At 73.6% G+C, this 17086-nt stretch carries 12 protein-coding genes and 1 tRNA gene; 7 read left to right on the top strand and 6 right to left on the bottom strand.

Annotation, left to right across the window (positions count from 1 at the left end):
• Positions 1-53: 53 nt before the first annotated feature.
• On the bottom strand, positions 54-2633 hold the full coding sequence (locus ACZ6CZ_RS16255; protein WP_469020792.1) for an ABC transporter permease: 2580 nt from the start codon (positions 2631-2633) through the stop codon (positions 54-56).
• Positions 2630-3418, bottom strand: coding sequence for an ABC transporter ATP-binding protein (locus ACZ6CZ_RS16260; RefSeq protein ID WP_469020794.1), 789 nt, complete (start codon positions 3416-3418; stop codon positions 2630-2632). The genes ACZ6CZ_RS16255 and ACZ6CZ_RS16260 overlap by 4 nt, the downstream gene beginning before the upstream one ends.
• Positions 3419-4049: 631 nt before the next feature.
• On the opposite strand from ACZ6CZ_RS16260, the gene ACZ6CZ_RS16265 reads away from it, so the two are divergent.
• The gene (locus tag ACZ6CZ_RS16265) at positions 4050-4730 is read left to right on the top strand and encodes a DUF485 domain-containing protein (protein ID WP_469020796.1); all 681 of its coding nucleotides are present in this window, start codon (positions 4050-4052) and stop codon (positions 4728-4730) included.
• Positions 4727-6364, top strand: coding sequence for a sodium/solute symporter (locus ACZ6CZ_RS16270; RefSeq protein ID WP_469020799.1), 1638 nt, complete (start codon positions 4727-4729; stop codon positions 6362-6364). The genes ACZ6CZ_RS16265 and ACZ6CZ_RS16270 overlap by 4 nt, the downstream gene beginning before the upstream one ends.
• Positions 6365-6420: 56 nt before the next feature.
• Here the strand turns inward: ACZ6CZ_RS16270 and ACZ6CZ_RS16275 are convergent, their stop codons facing one another.
• The 3 genes from ACZ6CZ_RS16275 to ACZ6CZ_RS16285 all read right to left on the bottom strand — a co-directional run bounded on the left by ACZ6CZ_RS16275 (position 6421) and on the right by ACZ6CZ_RS16285 (position 11373).
• Positions 6421-7308: a cellulose-binding protein gene (locus ACZ6CZ_RS16275; protein WP_469020801.1), complete on the bottom strand. Its 888-nt coding sequence runs from the start codon at positions 7306-7308 to the stop codon at positions 6421-6423.
• Positions 7309-7536: 228 nt separating this feature from the next.
• Positions 7537-10344, bottom strand: a complete 2808-nt coding sequence (locus ACZ6CZ_RS16280; protein WP_469020804.1) for an SUKH-4 family immunity protein — start codon at positions 10342-10344, stop codon at positions 7537-7539.
• A 9-nt stretch (positions 10345-10353) separates the two neighbouring features.
• Positions 10354-11373, bottom strand: coding sequence for an SMI1/KNR4 family protein (locus ACZ6CZ_RS16285; protein WP_469020807.1), 1020 nt, complete (start codon positions 11371-11373; stop codon positions 10354-10356).
• A gap of 238 nt (positions 11374-11611) precedes the next feature.
• Between ACZ6CZ_RS16285 and ACZ6CZ_RS16290 the strand changes: the two genes are divergently transcribed.
• Together ACZ6CZ_RS16290 and ACZ6CZ_RS16295 are read left to right on the top strand one after the other, a co-directional pair.
• Entirely contained in the window at positions 11612-12127 is a 516-nt protein-coding gene (locus ACZ6CZ_RS16290) for a YwqJ-related putative deaminase (protein ID WP_469020810.1), read from the top strand.
• Between the two features lie 125 nt (positions 12128-12252).
• Positions 12253-12747, top strand: a complete 495-nt coding sequence (locus ACZ6CZ_RS16295; RefSeq protein WP_469020815.1) for an SUKH-3 domain-containing protein — start codon at positions 12253-12255, stop codon at positions 12745-12747.
• A gap of 25 nt (positions 12748-12772) precedes the next feature.
• Here ACZ6CZ_RS16295 and ACZ6CZ_RS16300 read toward each other — a convergent pair whose 3' ends face one another.
• Positions 12773-14083, bottom strand: a complete 1311-nt coding sequence (locus ACZ6CZ_RS16300) for a sensor histidine kinase (protein ID WP_469020818.1) — start codon at positions 14081-14083, stop codon at positions 12773-12775.
• Between the two features lie 173 nt (positions 14084-14256).
• On the opposite strand from ACZ6CZ_RS16300, the gene ACZ6CZ_RS16305 reads away from it, so the two are divergent.
• The 3 genes from ACZ6CZ_RS16305 (at position 14257) to ACZ6CZ_RS16315 (ending at position 17009) form a co-directional block, all read left to right on the top strand.
• Positions 14257-14331, top strand: a tRNA-Gln gene (locus tag ACZ6CZ_RS16305).
• Between the two features lie 112 nt (positions 14332-14443).
• A complete protein-coding gene (glmU, locus tag ACZ6CZ_RS16310) occupies positions 14444-15892 on the top strand; it encodes a bifunctional UDP-N-acetylglucosamine diphosphorylase/glucosamine-1-phosphate N-acetyltransferase GlmU (protein WP_469020820.1) in 1449 nt (482 codons plus the stop codon).
• Between the two features lie 136 nt (positions 15893-16028).
• Positions 16029-17009 carry a ribose-phosphate diphosphokinase gene (locus tag ACZ6CZ_RS16315; protein ID WP_469020822.1) on the top strand — a complete coding sequence of 327 codons (981 nt, stop codon included), beginning with the start codon at positions 16029-16031 and terminating at the stop codon, positions 17007-17009.
• Positions 17010-17086: the final 77 nt, after the last annotated feature.

Here is a 17086-nt window from a genome sequence, read left to right on the forward strand (position 1 = left end):
GCGGCGGTGCGGCCGCCCGGGTGTGTCCCCCCGGGTCCGTCGTCACGCCGGGCCTAGTCCGTCGCGATCGCGTTCAGTACGTTCATCCGTCCCGCCCGGAAGGCCGGGACCAGCGCGGCGAACAGGCCCACGAAGGCCGAGCCGATGAAGACCCCGATGATCGTCGGCCAGGGGATGTCCAGGACCTTCAGGCCCTCCAGGGCGAGCAGCTTCTGGGCGGTGGCTCCCCAGCCCATGCCCAGGCCGAGGCCGAGCAGCGCGCCGAAGAGGGCGATGACCACGGACTCCAGGCGGATCATGCGGCGCAGCTGACGCCGGGAGAGGCCGATGGCCCGCATCAGACCGATCTCCCGGGTGCGCTCCACCACCGACAGGGCCAGGGTGTTCACCACGCCCAGGACGGCCACGATGATCGCCAGTGCCAGCAGGCCGTAGATCATGTTCAGCAGCTGGCCGATCTGGTCCTTCAGCGCCTTCTTGTAGTCGGTCTGGTCGCGCACCGTGAACTGCGGGTAGGGGTGCAGGGCCGACTTCAGCGCCTTGTAGGCGGCCGCCTGCTGCCCGTCGTCGGCGCTGGCGAAGACCAGCTGGTCGAGCGGCATCCGGCCGGCGGGCACGTACTTCTCGAGGGTGGCGATCGAGGTGTACTTGGCGCCCTGGTCGATCACGTCGTCGCTGCTGGTGATCGCCCGGACGGTCAGGTGGGCCGTGCGGCCGCCCTTGAAGGCCACGGTGATGCGGGAGCCGAGGTGGATGCCGTGGGCCTTGGCGAACTTCTCGTGGACGGACATCGAGTCGGGCCGGTAGGCGTCCGCGAGGGTGCCGGCGACGGTCTTCTTGCGCAGGTCACTCGCGTACGACGGGTCGGCCGCCGTGAGGTCGGTGTCCCTCAGCGTCTTGCCGTCGGGCGTGGTGAAGTCGGCGAGGGCCGGCCGGTACTCGGTGACGCTCTTGAGGCCCGGGGTGTCCTTGACGGCCTGCACCGCCTGCGGGGTGAGGGGCTGGCCCTTGTCGTCCTGGATGATGAAGTCGGTGCCGACGGTCTTGTCGAGCTGGTCGGAGGCGGACGCCACCATGGAGGAGCCGACCACCGACAGGCAGGCGACGAGCGCCAGGCCGATCATCAGGGCCGCGCCGGTGGCGCCGGTGCGGCGGGGGTTGCGCAGGGCGTTGCGCTCGGCCATCCGCCCGACGGGGCCGAAGACCCGCAGCAGCACGGCGCTGAGCACGCGCACCAGGGCGCCTGCGAGCAGCGGGCCGATCACGACGAAGCCGATCAGGGTCAGCACGATGCCCAGGCCCAGCCACAGCGAGCCGGTCTTGGCCTTGTCGGCCTCGGTGGCCGCGTACAGGCTCAGCACGCCGACGCCGGTGAGGACGGTGCCGAGCAGGCCCCGGATCCATCCGGCCCGGGCGTCGGCCGGGGCGCCGGCGTCGCGCAGGGCGGCCATCGGGGAGACCTTGCCGGCCCGCCGGGCGGGCAGGTAGGCGGCCAGGACGGTGACCACGACACCGAGGACCAGGCCGACGACCGGGGTGGTCCAGGCGACCGTCAGGTCGTCGGTGGACAGGTGCATGCCCATCAGGCCCATGAGCTTCATCAGCCCGACGGCGATGCCGACACCGGCGCCGACGCCCAGCACGGACCCGACCAGGCCCAGCAGCAGCGCCTCCACCAGCACCGAGCGGTTGACCTGCCGGCGGGAGGAGCCGATGGCCCGCAGCAGGCCGATCTCCCGGGTGCGCTGGGCGACCAGCATGGAGAAGGTGTTGATGATCAGGAAGATGCCGACCAGGAAGGCGATCCCGGCGAAGCCGAGCATCGCGTACTTCATCACGCTCAGCAGGCTTTCGATCTCCTTCTGGTTGGCCTCGGCGACCTCCTTCGCGGTGCGCACCTTGTAGGCGCCGCCGAGGTCGGCCAGGAGGTTCTTCTTCAGCTGGACGTCGCTCACGCCGGCGGCCGCCGTGACGTTGACGTCGGTGTAGACACCGGTCCTGCCGACGAGCGTCTGCTGGGCGGTGCGGGTGTCCAGGTAGAAGATCGCCGCGCCGGGGTTGGTGACCGTGAAGGTGGCGATGCCGGAGATGTGCGCGGTGTGCGTGCCGAGCGCGGTGATCACGCCGAGTTCGTCACCGAGCCTGAGGTGGTGCTTGTCGGCGGTGTCCGCGTCGACCATGACCTGGTCGGAACCCTTGGGAGCCGTACCGGAGGTGATGTCCATGGTGCGGGCGTCGTTGCGGTTCCAGCTGCCGACGATGGTCGGGGCGCCACTGCTGGGCGAGAGGTTGTTCTTGTCGCCGTCGATGACGGTCGCGGCGGAGGTGAACACCGTGCCCTCGGCCGACCGCACGCCGGGCGCCGCCCTGACCTCGTCGAGCACCTTGGCGGGCAGCACCGGCGGCTTGCCGGTGCGGGAGGTCGTCTCGCCGGTGTCGGAGGCGCTCTTGGCGCTGACCGTGACGTCGGAGGACGTGGCCTCGAAGAGGTTGTCGAAGGTGGTGTTCATGGTGTCGGTGAACACCAGCGTGCCGCTGACGAACCCGACCGACAGCAGGACCGCGATCGCCGACAGCGCCATGCGGCCCTTGTGCGCGAAGAAGTTGCGCATCGAGGTCTTCAGGACGGTCATGACGTACGCCCCCGGGCGTCGAAGTCCTTCATGCGGTCCAGGACCTGCTCGGCCGTCGGCTGGTGCATCTCGTCGACGATGCGGCCGTCGGCGAGGTACAGCACGCGGTCCGCGTAGGACGCGGCGACCGGGTCGTGGGTGACCATCACGATGGTCTGCCCGAGTTCGTCGACCGAGCGGCGCAGGAAGCCCAGGACCTCGGCCCCGGCGCGCGAGTCGAGGTTTCCGGTCGGCTCGTCACCGAAGATGATCTCGGGGCGGGCGGCCAGGGCGCGGGCCACGGCGACGCGCTGCTGCTGGCCGCCGGAGAGCTGGGTGGGCCGGTGCTTGAGCCGGTCGGCCAGTCCGACCGTCTCCACCACCCGCTGCAGCCAGGCCTGGTCCGGCTTGCGGCCGGCTATGTCCATGGGCAGCGTGATGTTCTCGAGCGCGTTGAGGGTGGGCAGCAGGTTGAAGGCCTGGAAGATGAAGCCGACCCGGTCCCGCCGCAGCTGGGTGAGCTTCTTGTCCTTCAACCCGGTGATCTCGGTCTCGTCCAGGTAGATCTGACCGCCCGTCACCGTGTCGAGACCGGCGAGGCAGTGCATCAGGGTCGACTTGCCGGACCCGGAGGGGCCCATGATCGCGGTGAAGCGGCCGCGGTCGATGTCCACGTCGACGTGGTCGAGGGCGACGACACGGGTCTCGCCCGATCCGTAGGACTTCACGACCTGTCGAGCCCGCGCGGCAACGGCCGTACGCCCTCCAGTGCCCCCGTGCCTGGGAATGGTCACAGCCGATGTCACGGTACGTCTCCTATGCAGGTCAGCGGATGATGCGGTGATGCGCGGTGTGCGGTGATGCGGCTGAGCCGGATGACCGTTCCGCGTGCGTCGTGCGGTACGACACCGAGTCTGGCCGGTGGCGGGGTTGTGGCGCGCTGGTGTGAGGCCCCGTCCTGTGCGGGGGAAAACCCCACCCCCGCCGGTTCGGTCAGCCGCCCCCCGACGGCGTAAAGCCAGGTTAAGGACCGCACCGGGTCCCGCTCGTCCTCCGCCGGTACGAACCCTCCCCCACCCTCAGTACGGAGGAACCCCTAGGGGCCGTCCACCGCCGGGTGGAGTCCGCCTCGGGGCGATTCCACCCGTGGGTCCGGCCGGGTTCCACCCCGCACGCACTCAGGGCCGCGTGACGGCTGCCGCGCCGGAGATGGTTGCAAGGGGCACGGGGAGGGGCCGGTCCGCGCGGTCGTCCGGGGCCTCCGCCCCCTCCTGCCCGCGGGCTCCCGGCCCGCGACCGGCGGTAAGCGCATACCGACCGGCCAGTTTGGGGAAAACCCTACGCAGCGCCGATACCTGCGAGTACCGTGCGTGGCTCGCCTCCCCCCATCTCCCTGCGGTCCGCCGCCACGGACCCGAGCCGCGCAAGGAGCACGGGATGTCCCACGCCCGCTCGCCCCACGATCCGCCCCCGCACGACCCCCGGTCGTCCGACCCGTACACCTACGGTCCCCCCGCGCCCCGCCCCTCGGCGTACGACCGACCGGCGTCCGGGCCCTTCCCGGACGGTCCGTCCCAGGACAGCCGGTTCCAGGACGATCCGTTCCAGGAGGGCCGGTTCCAGGACGATCCGTTCCAGGAGGGCCGGTTCCAGGACGGCCGGTTCCAGGACGATCCCTTCCCGGACGCTCCCCTCCCGGACGACCCGCCCCCGCGCCACCACGCCCGCCATGCCCACCACCCCCTGTACGCCAGCTACCCCTGGCAGCCCGCGCCCCCCGAGCCGCCCCGGCGCCGCCCGCCGCGCGAACCGCTCGGGCACCACAGCGACCTGCGGGTCCTGCGCAGCGCCTACCGATGGCAGCGGCGCACCGCCACCCTGACCGCGCTCGGCTACTTCACGCTGTTCCTGGTGCTGTCGGCGTTCGCCCCGCACCTCATGACCCGCACGGTCGCCGACGGCATCCCGGCCGGGCTGCTGCTCGCCCTGATCCAGCTCCCGGTCACCTGGCTGGCGATCGGCGTGTACGAGGTCACCGCGCGCCGCCGCCTCGACCCGGTCGCCGACCGCATCCGCGCGGAGGCGGAACTCGACGCCCGACGAGAGGCCACCCGATGACCACCCTCAGCGCCGGCCTCTCCGGGTTCAGCGACTCCGCCCAGGCCATGTCCCTGGTCGCCTTCTCCGCCGTCGCCACGGTCACCCTCCTGCTGTGCGTGATGACCGGCCCGGACCGCGACGACCTCGACGAGTTCTACACCGGGTACGGTTCCCTCTCCGCGCTGCGCAACGGCCTGGCCATCGCGGGCGACTACATCTCGGCCGCCACCGTCCTCGGCACCGGCGGGGTCATCGCCCTGTGCGGCTACGACGGCATCGTGCTCGCGCTGAGCACGGCGCTGTCGCTGATGCTGCTGATGTTCCTGCTGGCCGAACCGCTGCGCAACGCGGGCCGGTTCACCATGGGCGACGTCCTGGCCCGCCGCATGCCGGGCCGCAGTGTGCGCATCACGGCCTGCGCGGTGACGATCGCCTCGCTGCTGCCGCTGATGCTGGTCCAGCTCGCCGGGACCGGGCAGCTGATGGCGTTCATCCTGGGCTTCTCCAACGAGTCCCTGAAGACCGGCTGTGTCATCGGGCTGGGCGCGCTGATGATCAGCTACGCGGCGATCGGCGGCATGAAGGGCACCGCCCTCATCCAGATACTGAAGATAGTGACGCTGCTCGGTTCGGGCGCCGTGGTCGCCGCGCTGGTCCTGCGCCGCTTCGACTGGGACCCCGGCGCCCTGTTCGACGCGGCGGCGCGGCAGAGCGGGGCGGGACCGGCCTTCCTGCACTCCGGCATGCAGTTCGGCGGCGGCTCCAGTCCCCGCCTGGACATGATCAGTTCGGAGCTGACCATCGTCCTGGGTGGCGCCTGCCTGCCGCACGTCACCATGCGCATGTACACCGCCTCCAGCGCCCGCCAGGTGCGCCGTTCGATGTCCTGGGCGGTGTCGATCGTGGCGCTGTTCGTGCTGGTGATGACGGTGGTGGGGTTCGGGGCCACGGCCCTGGTCGGCCGCGCGGCGATCGCCACCGCCGACCCGCAGGGCAACACCGCCTATCTGCTGGGCTCGCGGGCCGCGTTCGGCCCGGAGGTGTCGACGGCGGAGACCGTCGTCTTCACCACCGTCACGACGGCGCTGTTCCTGACCCTGCTCGCCTCGGTCGCCGGGATGATCCTCGCCTGCGCCAACTCCCTCGCGCACGACGTGTTCGCGAGCGGTGTACAGGAGATGCCGGCCCGCCGCGAGATGGGGCTGGCCCGGCTCAGCGCCGTGGTCACGGGCGTACCGACGATCCTGCTGGCCACCCTGGTCCAGCATCACAGCCTGCAGCCCCTGGTGACCCTCTCCTTCTGCCTGGGCGCCTCCGCCCTCGCCCCGGCCCTGGTCTACGGCCTGTTCTGGCGCCGCTACACCCGCACCGGCCTGCTCTGCACGCTGATCGGCGGCTCCCTGACCGTCCTGCTGCTGATGCCGGGCACCAACCTGGTGTCCGGTTCGGCCGGTGCGGCGTTCCCGGACGCCGACGTCAACTGGTTCCCGTTCACCACGACCGGGATCGTCTCCATCCCGGCGGGCTTCGCCTTCGGCTGGCTGGGCACCGTGGTCTCCGGCCGCCGCAAGGCGCAGGAGCAGCGCCACCAGTACGAGGCGGTGGAGAGCTGGATCCTCGCGGGGGCGGTGCGCCGGGGGCCCGGGAGCTGACCGGGGCCTGCCGTTCGGATCAGGCCGGCCACGGCGCGGTGGCGCCCCGCGGTGCGCTACTCCACCGTGGCCCGGCCCGTCAGGGAGATCAGGCTGTCGCGGACGGAGTCCATGTGCGCGCTGACGTGGTCCCAGGTCTCGCCGTGCTCGCGCAGCACCCGTTCCGTCTCCGCCGCGATCCGGTCCGCCTGGACGCGGGCCTGCGCGACGATCTCCGCGGCACGCGCGTGCGCCTCCTCCTGGCACAGCGGCGCCGACTCCTCCGCCTTCGCGAGGGCCCGCCGCGCCTCGGCCAGTCCGGCCTCCGCCCGGGCCACCCGGTCGGCGTACTCCGCCTCCCGCGCGGCCGCCCGCTCCGTCTCGGCGCGCTCGGTCTGCGCCCACCGCTCGGCGTGTTCCCTGGCCTGGTCGGTGAGCATCGCCTCGGTCCGCCGGCGCAGCTCGCGCAGCGCGGACAGCGACTCGCGCCGGCCCTCCTTCACCGCGCGGCGGGCGCCCACCCGGTGCTCGTCGGCCTCGGCCTGTGCCGCGAGGAGCCGTTGACGGGCGCGTTCCTCCGTCTCGGCGAGGAGCGCGTCCGCCTCCTCCTGCGCCGTGCGGCGCAGGTCGAGGGCGTACGCCTGCGCCTCCGCCACCTCGTCGTGCGCCGCCCGCCGCGCGGACTCCCGTACCTCGGCGGCCTCTTCGAGCACCAGCTGGTACAGGCGCTGGGCGCGCTCCCCGAGCGTCTCGTACGTCTGCGGCGCGAGCCGGGCGAGCGCCTCGCGCACCTGTGCCGCCTCCGCCTCCATGTGCTTGGCGAGCACGGTCAGCCGCGCCGCCCGCTCCCATGCCGCGTCCCGGTTCCGCGACAGCGCCTCGACGTACGCGTCGACCTGCTCGGGGCGGTAGCCGCGCCCCCGGACGGTCACGAAGTCGTGCCGCGTCATCGCTGCGCTGCTCACCCTGGGAACCCCTCTCCGCCGAACACACACGAAATGATGATTTCGCGCATATCCTGATGTATCGGACGTAAGTGTTCATAACGCGACACTCCGCGCATGCGTCACGGTCCGGTCCGCGCAGGGGGTGGGCAGGGGTGAGCAGGGGCGCGCGCGGGCACGGGAAAGGGGCCGGTCCGATCGTCCGATCGGTCCGGCCCCTCGGTGTGTCACCGGGCGCGTGTCACCGGGCTACAGCAGCCCGTCCCACATCTGTTCCAGCAGCACCGACCACCAGCTCTCCGGCGAGCCCAGGGCCGCCGGGTCCAGCGCGGCCAGCTGGGCCTGGAAGTCGACGGTCCAGCGGCCCGCCTGCTCCTGGTTCAGACCGAACCGCAGCCGCCACATCCGGCCCAGCAGCGCCAGGCAGCGGGCGAACTCCGGCAGGCCGGTGTTCACGAACTGCGGCGGCACCGGCGCCCCGCCCGGCCCCGCCTCGACGGGGACGGCGACGATGTTCGCGGTGCCGTACTGCACGCACACCGCCTTGCCGAAGTCGGTGCCCATGACCAGGTAGGAGCCCGCGTCCGCGGCGGGCCGCACCCCGCGCTCCTGCGCCAGCTCCGCCAGCGTCGGCACCGGGCGGCCGGGCTGGGCCTGCGCCCAGAAGAACGGGCCCATGTCCAGCGGCAGTCCGGCCACGACCAGGGTGTGCGCCACGACCGGCGGCACCCCCTGCCGGGACACCGCCGCCTGCTCGAACCGGAACACACCCGGCCCGAACGCCGCCGCCAGCTCCTGCGCGATCGCCTCGGGTGGGACCGGCGGCGCCGCGTGCACCGGCGGCAACGGGGCCCGTACCGGGGCGGGCCGCGCGGGACCGTCCGCCACCTGGTGCAGCTCGCCCTGGTGCGCCAGCAGCTGACGCATGCCCTGCTGGCGGCTGGCGTGGTCGGTGCCGTACGGCGCGATGCTCGCGATCCGCGCCTGCGGCCACTGCTCGCGGATCATCCGCGCGCAGTACGCGCCCGGCAGCTCGCAGGACTCCAGCTCGGTGTGCAGCTCCAGCACCTGCTCCGGGGGCACGTTCAGCGCGCGCAGCTCGTGGAAGATCTGCCACTCCGGGTGCGGGGTGCCCGGCGCCGAACGCCGGATCAGCTGCTGCTCCGAGCCGTCCTGGGCGCGGTAGCGCAGCACGGCCTGGTATCCGGGACCCACCGTCGGCTGCGCCGGCTGCGGATACCCGTACGCGGGCGGCTGCCCCGGCACGGGCATCCCGGGCGCGGGCATGCCGGGCACGGGCATCCCGGGCGGCGGCATCATGCCCGCGGGTCCGGCGCCCGGGGGCATCGGCTGGGGAGCGCCCGGCGGCATGCCCGGGGCGCCCGGGGCGCCGGGTACGGGCGGCGGCGGGGGCGGGGGCGCGCCGGGACCGCCCACCGGGGGCGCGGCCAGCACCGTCTCCGCGTGATGCACGGCCCCGCGGCCGGCACCGGGAGCGCCGGGCCCGCCCGGGGCTCCGGGAACACCGGGCGCGGCAGGGGCGCCGGGGGTTCCCGCGGGCTGCGGTGCTCCCCCGCCGCCGGGGCCCGGGTCCGCCAGCATCGTGGCCGCGTGATGCATACCGCCCGGAGGCGTGCCGCCCGGCACACCCGGCCCCTGCGGCGCACCCGCAGCGCCCTCCGGACCGGCCGGGCCGCCCGGGCCCTCCGGCCCGAGCGCCGACACCAGCTGCGTCGGCACGTACCCGCCGGCCGGCCCGCCCGGAGCCGGGGGCGCGGGCGTGCTGCCGGGCCGTGCGCCCGGCGTACCGGGGGCGCCCGGCGGCGGAGGCGGCGCACCGGCGCCACCACGCGCCCGGCGCGCGGGCGGTGCGGCCTTGCTCGTCGCGGCGTCCGCGATCTCCCCGGCGGTCGGCGCGAACGGCCGCTGCGGACCGCCCGGACCCGCAGGGGTGTGCGGATGACCGTACGAGGGCGAGGGCGACGGCGGCGGCGTGCTGCCCTGCGGCGCACCCTGGCCGGGCGGCGGCGTCTGTCCCGGCACCCCGGGCTCCGGGGCGTCGAAGGCCGGAGCGACCGCCGTGCGCGGCAGCCCGCTGCCGCCCGACATCAGGGCGGTCTTGGCGTCCGGCGCGGACAGCGGCGGACGCGGGGCGCCGTCGTCCGGGTCGCCCAGCGGCGGCGCGAACACGGTCGCCGGCAGCGGCACCGAGCGGTCCTCACCGGCGTCGGCGTTGGTGTCGGTCCCGGCCCACGGCGTGGCACCGGCGGGCACCTCCGGCGCACCCGGCGCGCTCGGCACGCCCTGCACCCCACCGGGCACCCCGGCGTCGGCACCGGCGTCGGTGTCGGTCCCGGCCCACGGCGTGGCACCGGCGGGCACCTCCGGCGCACCCGGCGCGCTCGGCGCGCCCTGTACCCCACCGGGCACCCCGGCGTCGGCACCCGGCCCGGCCGTACCACCGGCCACCGGCCACGAGGCACCCGCGGCCGCGGACCCCGCACCGGTACCGGACGCGGAACCGGACGCGGAGGCCCCCGCCGGCACCCCGGCCTGCGTCTCGGCGAGGCCACCGGACCCGCCCGGCGCCGCGGCCCCGGACGCCACGGGCTCCGGTTCCCGGGTCCCGGGCGCACCGGACGCGGTCCCGGTGGAGTCCCCGGAGGCCGGCCTGCCGTCCGGGATGCCCATCCGGTCCGCCGCCTCCTGCAACCACTCCGGTGGACTCAGCAGGAAGGACGTCTGGTTCAGGTCGACCCTCGCCGGGGCCGCCGGCACCACGTCGGCGACCTCGTCCTCGCGGCCGTACTCCTCCTCGTAGCGGCGGATCACCTCGCCCACCGGCAGCGCCGGCCACAGCGTGGCCTCCCCGCTGTCGCGGGCGATCACCAGCCGCTGCCCGCCCGCGTCCGACCGCGGGCCCTCCGCGCGGTCCTCGCCCCACACCACGAACCCCAGGTCGAACTCCCGCACCCGCACCTCACGGTGCTGGTAGGCGGGCACGTCCCCGTTGATCCACTCCTCGGCGCGCTCCTGCGCCTGTGCGAACGTCACCATCGCCGAAGCTCACTCCCCCAGGGAAGAGACAGGGACCGCACGCGCGAAACCGCCGTCCACCATCAGATTGGCCACCGTCTCCAGCTCCGGCGGACTGCCCGCCAGCCGGGACAGGAAGGCGTCGAAATCCGCGCCGCAGGGCAGCAGCAGCCGCTCCACCCGCTCGGCCGGCGGCCATGACGGGTCCACGTCCCGCGCGTCGTCGTACGCGCAGAACCAGACGGAACCCACCTGCTCGCCGCGCACCTTCACCGCCAGCAGCCCGCCCTGGACGAACGCGACCCCGAGGTAATCCTTCGTCAGGTGGTCGCGCAGGCACTTGTTCACGTACACCAGGTCGTTGACGGCCGCCTCGTCCCGCACCGTGAAGAACGGCTGGTCCACCAGCAGCCCGAGCCCGGCGTCCAGGGCCGTGCCCACCGGGGCGCAGCCGCCGGCCGCCTTCAGGAAGGAACGGTAGGCGCCCGGGAGCCGGTACCCCAGCTCCTCCTCGACGCCCTGCACCTGCTGCTCCGAGACCGCCACACCCGACTTCGGCAGCCCGAAGTGGGCCGGACGTGTCTCCTGCAGCGGCCGCGTCCCCCGCTTGTCGTGCTCGACCCGTGCCGTCGCCACGCCGCCGTGGTGCCGCAGCAGCGCCTTCACCTCGACCGGCACCAGCTCCAGCCGCCGCTCCCCGGCCACGTGGTGCCAGGTCCAGCCGTGCGGTGTCGCCACGTCCGGCACCGTGTCCCACAGCTCGTGGCCCGAGGCGGCCAGCGCCGCGTTGGCCGACACGTAGTCCGTCAGCCGCAGTTCGTCGACGCCGAAGCCCTCCGGCGGATCGGCGATCTCCGCCGCCGCGCGCGCATAGGGTGAGAAGTCGGGGTAACCGCGTTCGTCGACCCGTACCCCTCTCGGGTGACGTGCCGCCCGGACCGGATCCGGGAAGTGCACGACCTGCCCGGCGTAGGCCGCGTTCGGCGGCGCGGCTTGTCCCCCGGCGCGGCCGCTGGGCGGTGCCCCCAGCCCGAGCCGACCTGTCGTCATGGCGGTTGCCCCCTGCGGCGTTCTCTTAGGCCTGTACGGCGATGTCGATCGCGGACGCCGACAGCCTATGCGGTACACCGGCACCGGTCACCGGGCCTCCGTTTCCGTGACCCGCCGTCACCCTGCGGTGACGGCCGGCCCCCGCACGGGCGTGTCGCGGCGCCCCAGCTTCCCCACCCGCCACGGCATTTGGCACTCTGTGTCCTTCGGGGGGATGCCCGGGAGGGAACAGATGCTCATGAACACCATGCAGAGCGGGACCGCGGAGCCACGGACCGGCGACCCCCGCATCGGCTGGAGCAGCACCGAAGCACCCGCCGCCCCGGCCCTGCTGCACCGCCGCGACGGCATCCTGCCCACCGTCGCCGCCGCCCTCTCCGTCCGCGGCGCCACCCTCACCGGCACCGCCGCGCGCGGCGACCAGCCCCCGGTCCTGCACCCGCTCGTCCAGGACTTCCTCGACAGCCTCCCCAGTGCCCAGCGGGACCGCTTCACCGGCCGCTGCGCGGAGACCATACTGATCTCCCGGCACATCGCCGCCGCCGACGCCGCCCGCACCAGGCGCGCCGCCCGCAGGCCCATGACCAACGGCGAGGCCCGCAAGGCCCTGAAGCAGGCCAAGCTCACCGCCCGCCGCATACGCGAGGACGGCGACCCGCTGCACGGCAGCTTCGCCGCCCCCTGCCGTGCCTGCGCGGCGCTCAGCGCCCACTTCGGCGTCCGCGTCGTCGACCCCGCGACGAGCGGCGGCTGAACACCCCGCCCCCCGCGCCCGTACGACCGCACGACCGCGGCACACGGTCACCGGACACCATCACGGCACGCGTCACGGCGCCCGGCCACGACGCACGCTCACGACCTCTGACGAACGAAGGGCAGATGCACGCCGACCGCACCTCCAGCACACGCTTCGCCGTGCCCGTCGACGCCGCGCTGCGCGCGGCCGGCTGGCAACCCGGACGCTGGGACATAAAGCAGGCGGAACTGTGGGCCGACACCCTGCGCGCGCACAGCTCACCCGCCGGGCACCGGCACTGCGTCTTCCCCGCGGCCGTGGAGGCCTGGGCCGAGTTCGGCGGTCTGCACATCCGGCCGGCCGGTCCCGGCCGCCGGGTCGCCCCGGCCGCCCTCCACCTCGACCCGCTGCACGGCCTGCACCACGCCCGCACCCTCGGCGACCTGGGCCGCGCCCTGGCCACCGAGGTCTGCCCGCTCGGCGAGGAGAGCGACACCGGCTCGCTGCTCGCCATCGACGCCGAGGGCCGCGTCTACACCCTGGACCACACCGGCGACTGGTACGTCGGCCCCGGCATCGACCAGGCCCTCGCCACCCTCATCGGCGGCCTGGAACCCGCACGCCTCACCGTCGCCTGACCCCGCCCGCCGGTCCCGCGCCGCCCTACGCGGCCGGGATCACCGCCGACACCCGGAAGCCGCCCGCGTCCGTCGGGCCCGACACGAACACCCCGCCCAGCGCCAGCACCCGCTCGCGCATCCCGACCAGGCCGTTGCCGCCCGACGGCAGCCGCGCCGACGACGCCGACCCCGGCTCCGGCGGCGGCTCGTTCTCCACCTGCATGGCGATCTCCGACATCCGGTGGGCCAGCCGTACGTACGTCTTCGCGCCCGCCGCGTGCTTGTGGACGTTCGTCAGCGCCTCCTGCACCACCCGGTACGCGGTCTGCTCCACCACCGGCGCGTAGCCCCGGGCGTCCCCCTCCACGGACAGGTCGACCACCATCCCCGCGGCCGCCGACTGCCCCACCAGCTCGTCCAGCTCCGACAGGCACGGCCCGTCCGCCCCCGGCTCGTCCTCCGCCGCCCCGGCACCGGCCGCGGCCACCGGCCCGACGGCGGCCGGCGCGACCCGCGGCGGCCTCGGCCGCACCCCGTCCTCCGCGCGCAGCACGCCGAGCATCTCCCGCAGCTCCGTCAGCGCCTGCCGCCCCATGTCCCCGACCAGGGCCGCGTTGCGCACCGCCTTCTCGGGGTCCTTGCGCGCCACCGCCTGAAGCGCCGCCGCGTGCACCACCATCAGGCTCACCCGGTGCGCCACCACGTCGTGCATCTCGCGCGCGATGCGGGTGCGCTCCTCGCCGCGCGCCCACTCGGCCCGCTCCTCCGCCCGCTCGGCCAGCAGCTGAAGCTCCCGCTCCAGGCTGTCCGCCCGCTCCCGCAGACTCTCCATCAGCCGGCGCCGCGCGCCCACGTACAGTCCGAGCAGCACCGGAGGCGCGGTCAGGCCGAGCGAGGTCGCGACCGACGCGAACGGCACGAACCAGTCCCCGAGCGTCAGGTCGCCGCGCGCCATGTCCTGCCGTACCCGCACGAACGTCACGACCGCCGTGCCCAGCAGCGACATCGCCGACAGCGCCGCGATGATCCGGCGCGGCAGCTCGCAGGCGGCCAGCGTGTAGAGGCCGACGATGCCCATGAGGAAGCCCATCTCGGCCGGCGTGATGGCGATCGCCACCAGGACCACCGCGATCGGCCACTTGCGCCGCACCAGCAGCACGGCACCGGCCACCACGCCGAAGACGACCCCGACCCACACCGGGAGCCCCGCGTCCCGGGCGAACGGCACGCCTTCCGCCCCGCACTCCACCGCGGACACCAGCGCCAGACCCCCGTCCAGCACCGCGCTGCGCCACCTGGCCCACCACCAGGGGCCGGTCAGGGCCCTGGCATGCTCTTCCCCCGTCGTGGTCATGGTTCCAGCCTACGGGCGGGCGGTGCCGCTTTTCCGGTGAGTTTCCGCGCCGCGGACGCTCCCGTCGGAGTGCCGGGCGCCGGTCCGGGGCCGTCCGGTCGTCAACCTCTCGCGGGGAGCGGACCGGTGGCGTCGCGTCCGGGGCGGGTGGTGCGGCATAGTAGGGGCCGCGATCCCCTGTGGTGTAATCGGCAACACGGGTCACTTTGGATGATTTGTTCCAGGTTCGAGTCCTGGCAGGGGAGCCACTCACGCCCGGGTCCTGACCTCACCGTCGGGGCCCGCTCTCATGTCCCCCACGGCACCCCCCGGTATCCTGCGGCTGTCACCCCCACCCATCCAGAGCCGAAGGGCAACCCCGTGAGCGCCATCCGCCCGGCAGCCGTCGTCGTTCTCGCAGCGGGTGAGGGCACCCGTATGAAGTCGGCCACACCCAAGGTCCTCCACCGGATCTGCGGCCGTTCCCTGGTCGGCCATGTGCTGGCCGCCTCCCGTGAGTTGAAGCCCGAGCACCTGGTCGTGGTCGTGGGCCACGCCCGTGAGCAGGTCACCGAGCACCTGTCCGGCATCGACCCCGAGGCCCGCACGGCCGTGCAGGACCGGCAGAAGGGCACCGGGCACGCCGTGCGGATGGGCCTGGAGGAGCTGGGCGGGTCGGTGGCGGGGACCGTGGTGGTCGTCTGTGGGGACACCCCGCTGCTGACCGGGGACACGCTGCGGCGGCTGACGCAGACCCACCACGAGGACGGCAACGCCGTGACGGTGCTGACCGCCGAGGTGCCGGACGCCACCGGGTACGGGCGGATCGTGCGTGACGGGGCGACCGGCGCCGTGACCGCGATCGTCGAGCACAAGGACGCGTCGGCGCGGCAGCGGGAGATCCGGGAGATCAACAGCGGTGTCTTCGCCTTCGACGGGCGGCTGCTGGCGGACGCGCTGACCCGGGTGCGGACGGACAACAGCCAGGGCGAGGAGTACCTGACGGACGTCCTGGGCATCCTGCGGGACGCGGGGCACCGGGTCGGCGCGTCGGTGGCCGCCGATCACCGGGAGATCGCGGGGATCAACAACCGGGTGCAGCTGGCCGAGGCGCGCCGCACCCTCAACGACCGGCTGCTGACGCGGGCGATGCTGGCGGGCGTCACGGTGGTGGACCCGGCGACGACGTGGGTCGACGTGAGCGTGACCTTCGAGCAGGACGCGGTGGTGCACCCCGGGACGCAGCTGCTGGGCGCCACGCACCTCGGGGAGGGCGCGGAGGTCGGGCCGAACAGCCGCCTGACCGACACCAAGGTGGGCGCGGGCGCGCGGGTGGACAACACGGTGTCCGAGGGGGCGCACGTGGGCCCGCAGGCCTCGGTGGGGCCGTTCGCGTATCTCCGTCCCGGTACCCGGCTTGGAGTGAAGGCCAAGGTGGGTACGTACGTGGAGACGAAGAACGCCTCCATCGGTGAGGGGACGAAGGTCCCGCACCTGTCGTACGTCGGTGACGCGACGATCGGCGAGTACACGAACATCGGCGCGGCCAGCGTGTTCGTGAACTACGACGGCCAGGACAAGCACCACACGACGGTCGGCTCGCACTGCCGTACGGGTTCGGACAACATGTTTGTGGCTCCTGTCACGGTCGGGGACGGCGCGTACACCGCCGCCGGGTCGGTGATCACGAAGGACGTGCCGCCCGGTTCGCTGGCCGTGGCCCGTGGCCAGCAGCGGAATATCGAGGGCTGGGTGGCCCGCAAGCGTCCCGGGAGCGCGGCGGCGAAGGCGGCCGAGGCGGCCTCCGGGCCGGGCGGGCGTGAGGACTGACCGGAAACGGGTGCGTCGGATACGGCGTACCGTGATAAGTGCACATCCGCACCCCACCAGCTGATTCGGCCTCTCTAGCCCAGCCGAGAGGTCGCCCGAGGCCGGCTGGCTGAGAAACCTCTGAGGAGACAGTGCTGTGACCGGGATCAAGACGACCGGCGAGAAGAAGTTGATGTTCTTCTCCGGCCGCGCCCACCCCGAGCTTGCCGAGGAGGTCGCCCAGCAGCTGGGTGTCGGGGTCGTCCCGACGAAGGCCTTCGACTTCGCCAACGGTGAGATCTATGTGCGCTACCAGGAGTCGGCGCGCGGCGCGGACTGCTTCCTGATCCAGAGCCACACGGCTCCGATCAACAAGTGGATCATGGAGCAGCTGATCATGATCGACGCGCTCAAGCGCGCGTCGGCCCGCTCCATCACGGTGATCGTGCCGTTCTACGGCTACGCGCGCCAGGACAAGAAGCACCGGGGCCGTGAGCCGATCTCGGCGCGGCTGATCGCGGACATGATGAAGACGGCCGGCGCCGACCGGCTGCTCACCGTGGACCTGCACACGGACCAGATCCAGGGCTTCTTCGACGGTCCGGTGGACCACCTGTTCGCGCTGCCGCTGCTGGCGGACTACGTGGGCCGCAAGGTGGACCGCAACAAGCTGACCGTGGTCTCGCCGGACGCGGGCCGGGTGCGGGTCGCCGACCGCTGGTGCGACCGGCTCGGCGCGCCGCTGGCGATCGTGCACAAGCGGCGCGACAAGGACGTGGCGAACCAGGTGACCGTCCACGAGGTCGTGGGTGAGGTCAAGGGGCGCGTGTGCGTCCTGGTCGACGACATGATCGACACCGGTGGCACGATCTGCGCCGCCGCCGACGCCCTGTTCGCGCACGGCGCCGAGGACGTCATCGTCACGGCGACGCACGGTGTGCTGTCGGGTCCCGCGGCGGACCGGCTGAAGAACTCGCGGGTCAGCGAGTTCGTGTTCACCGACTCGCTGCCGACCCCGGGTGAGCTGAGCGTCGGGCTGGACAAGATCAAGGTGCTGTCGATCGCGCCGACGATCGCCAGCGCGGTGCGCGAGGTCTTCGAGGACGGGTCCGTGACCAGCCTCTTCGACGAGCAGTGAGGTTTCTGCACCGCCGTCCGCACCACCCTCCGCACCACCGTCGCCGGCGGCCCTGACAAGCGCCCCGGAGATCGTTT

It is taken from the genome of Streptomyces sp. NPDC041135, assembly GCF_055592085.1.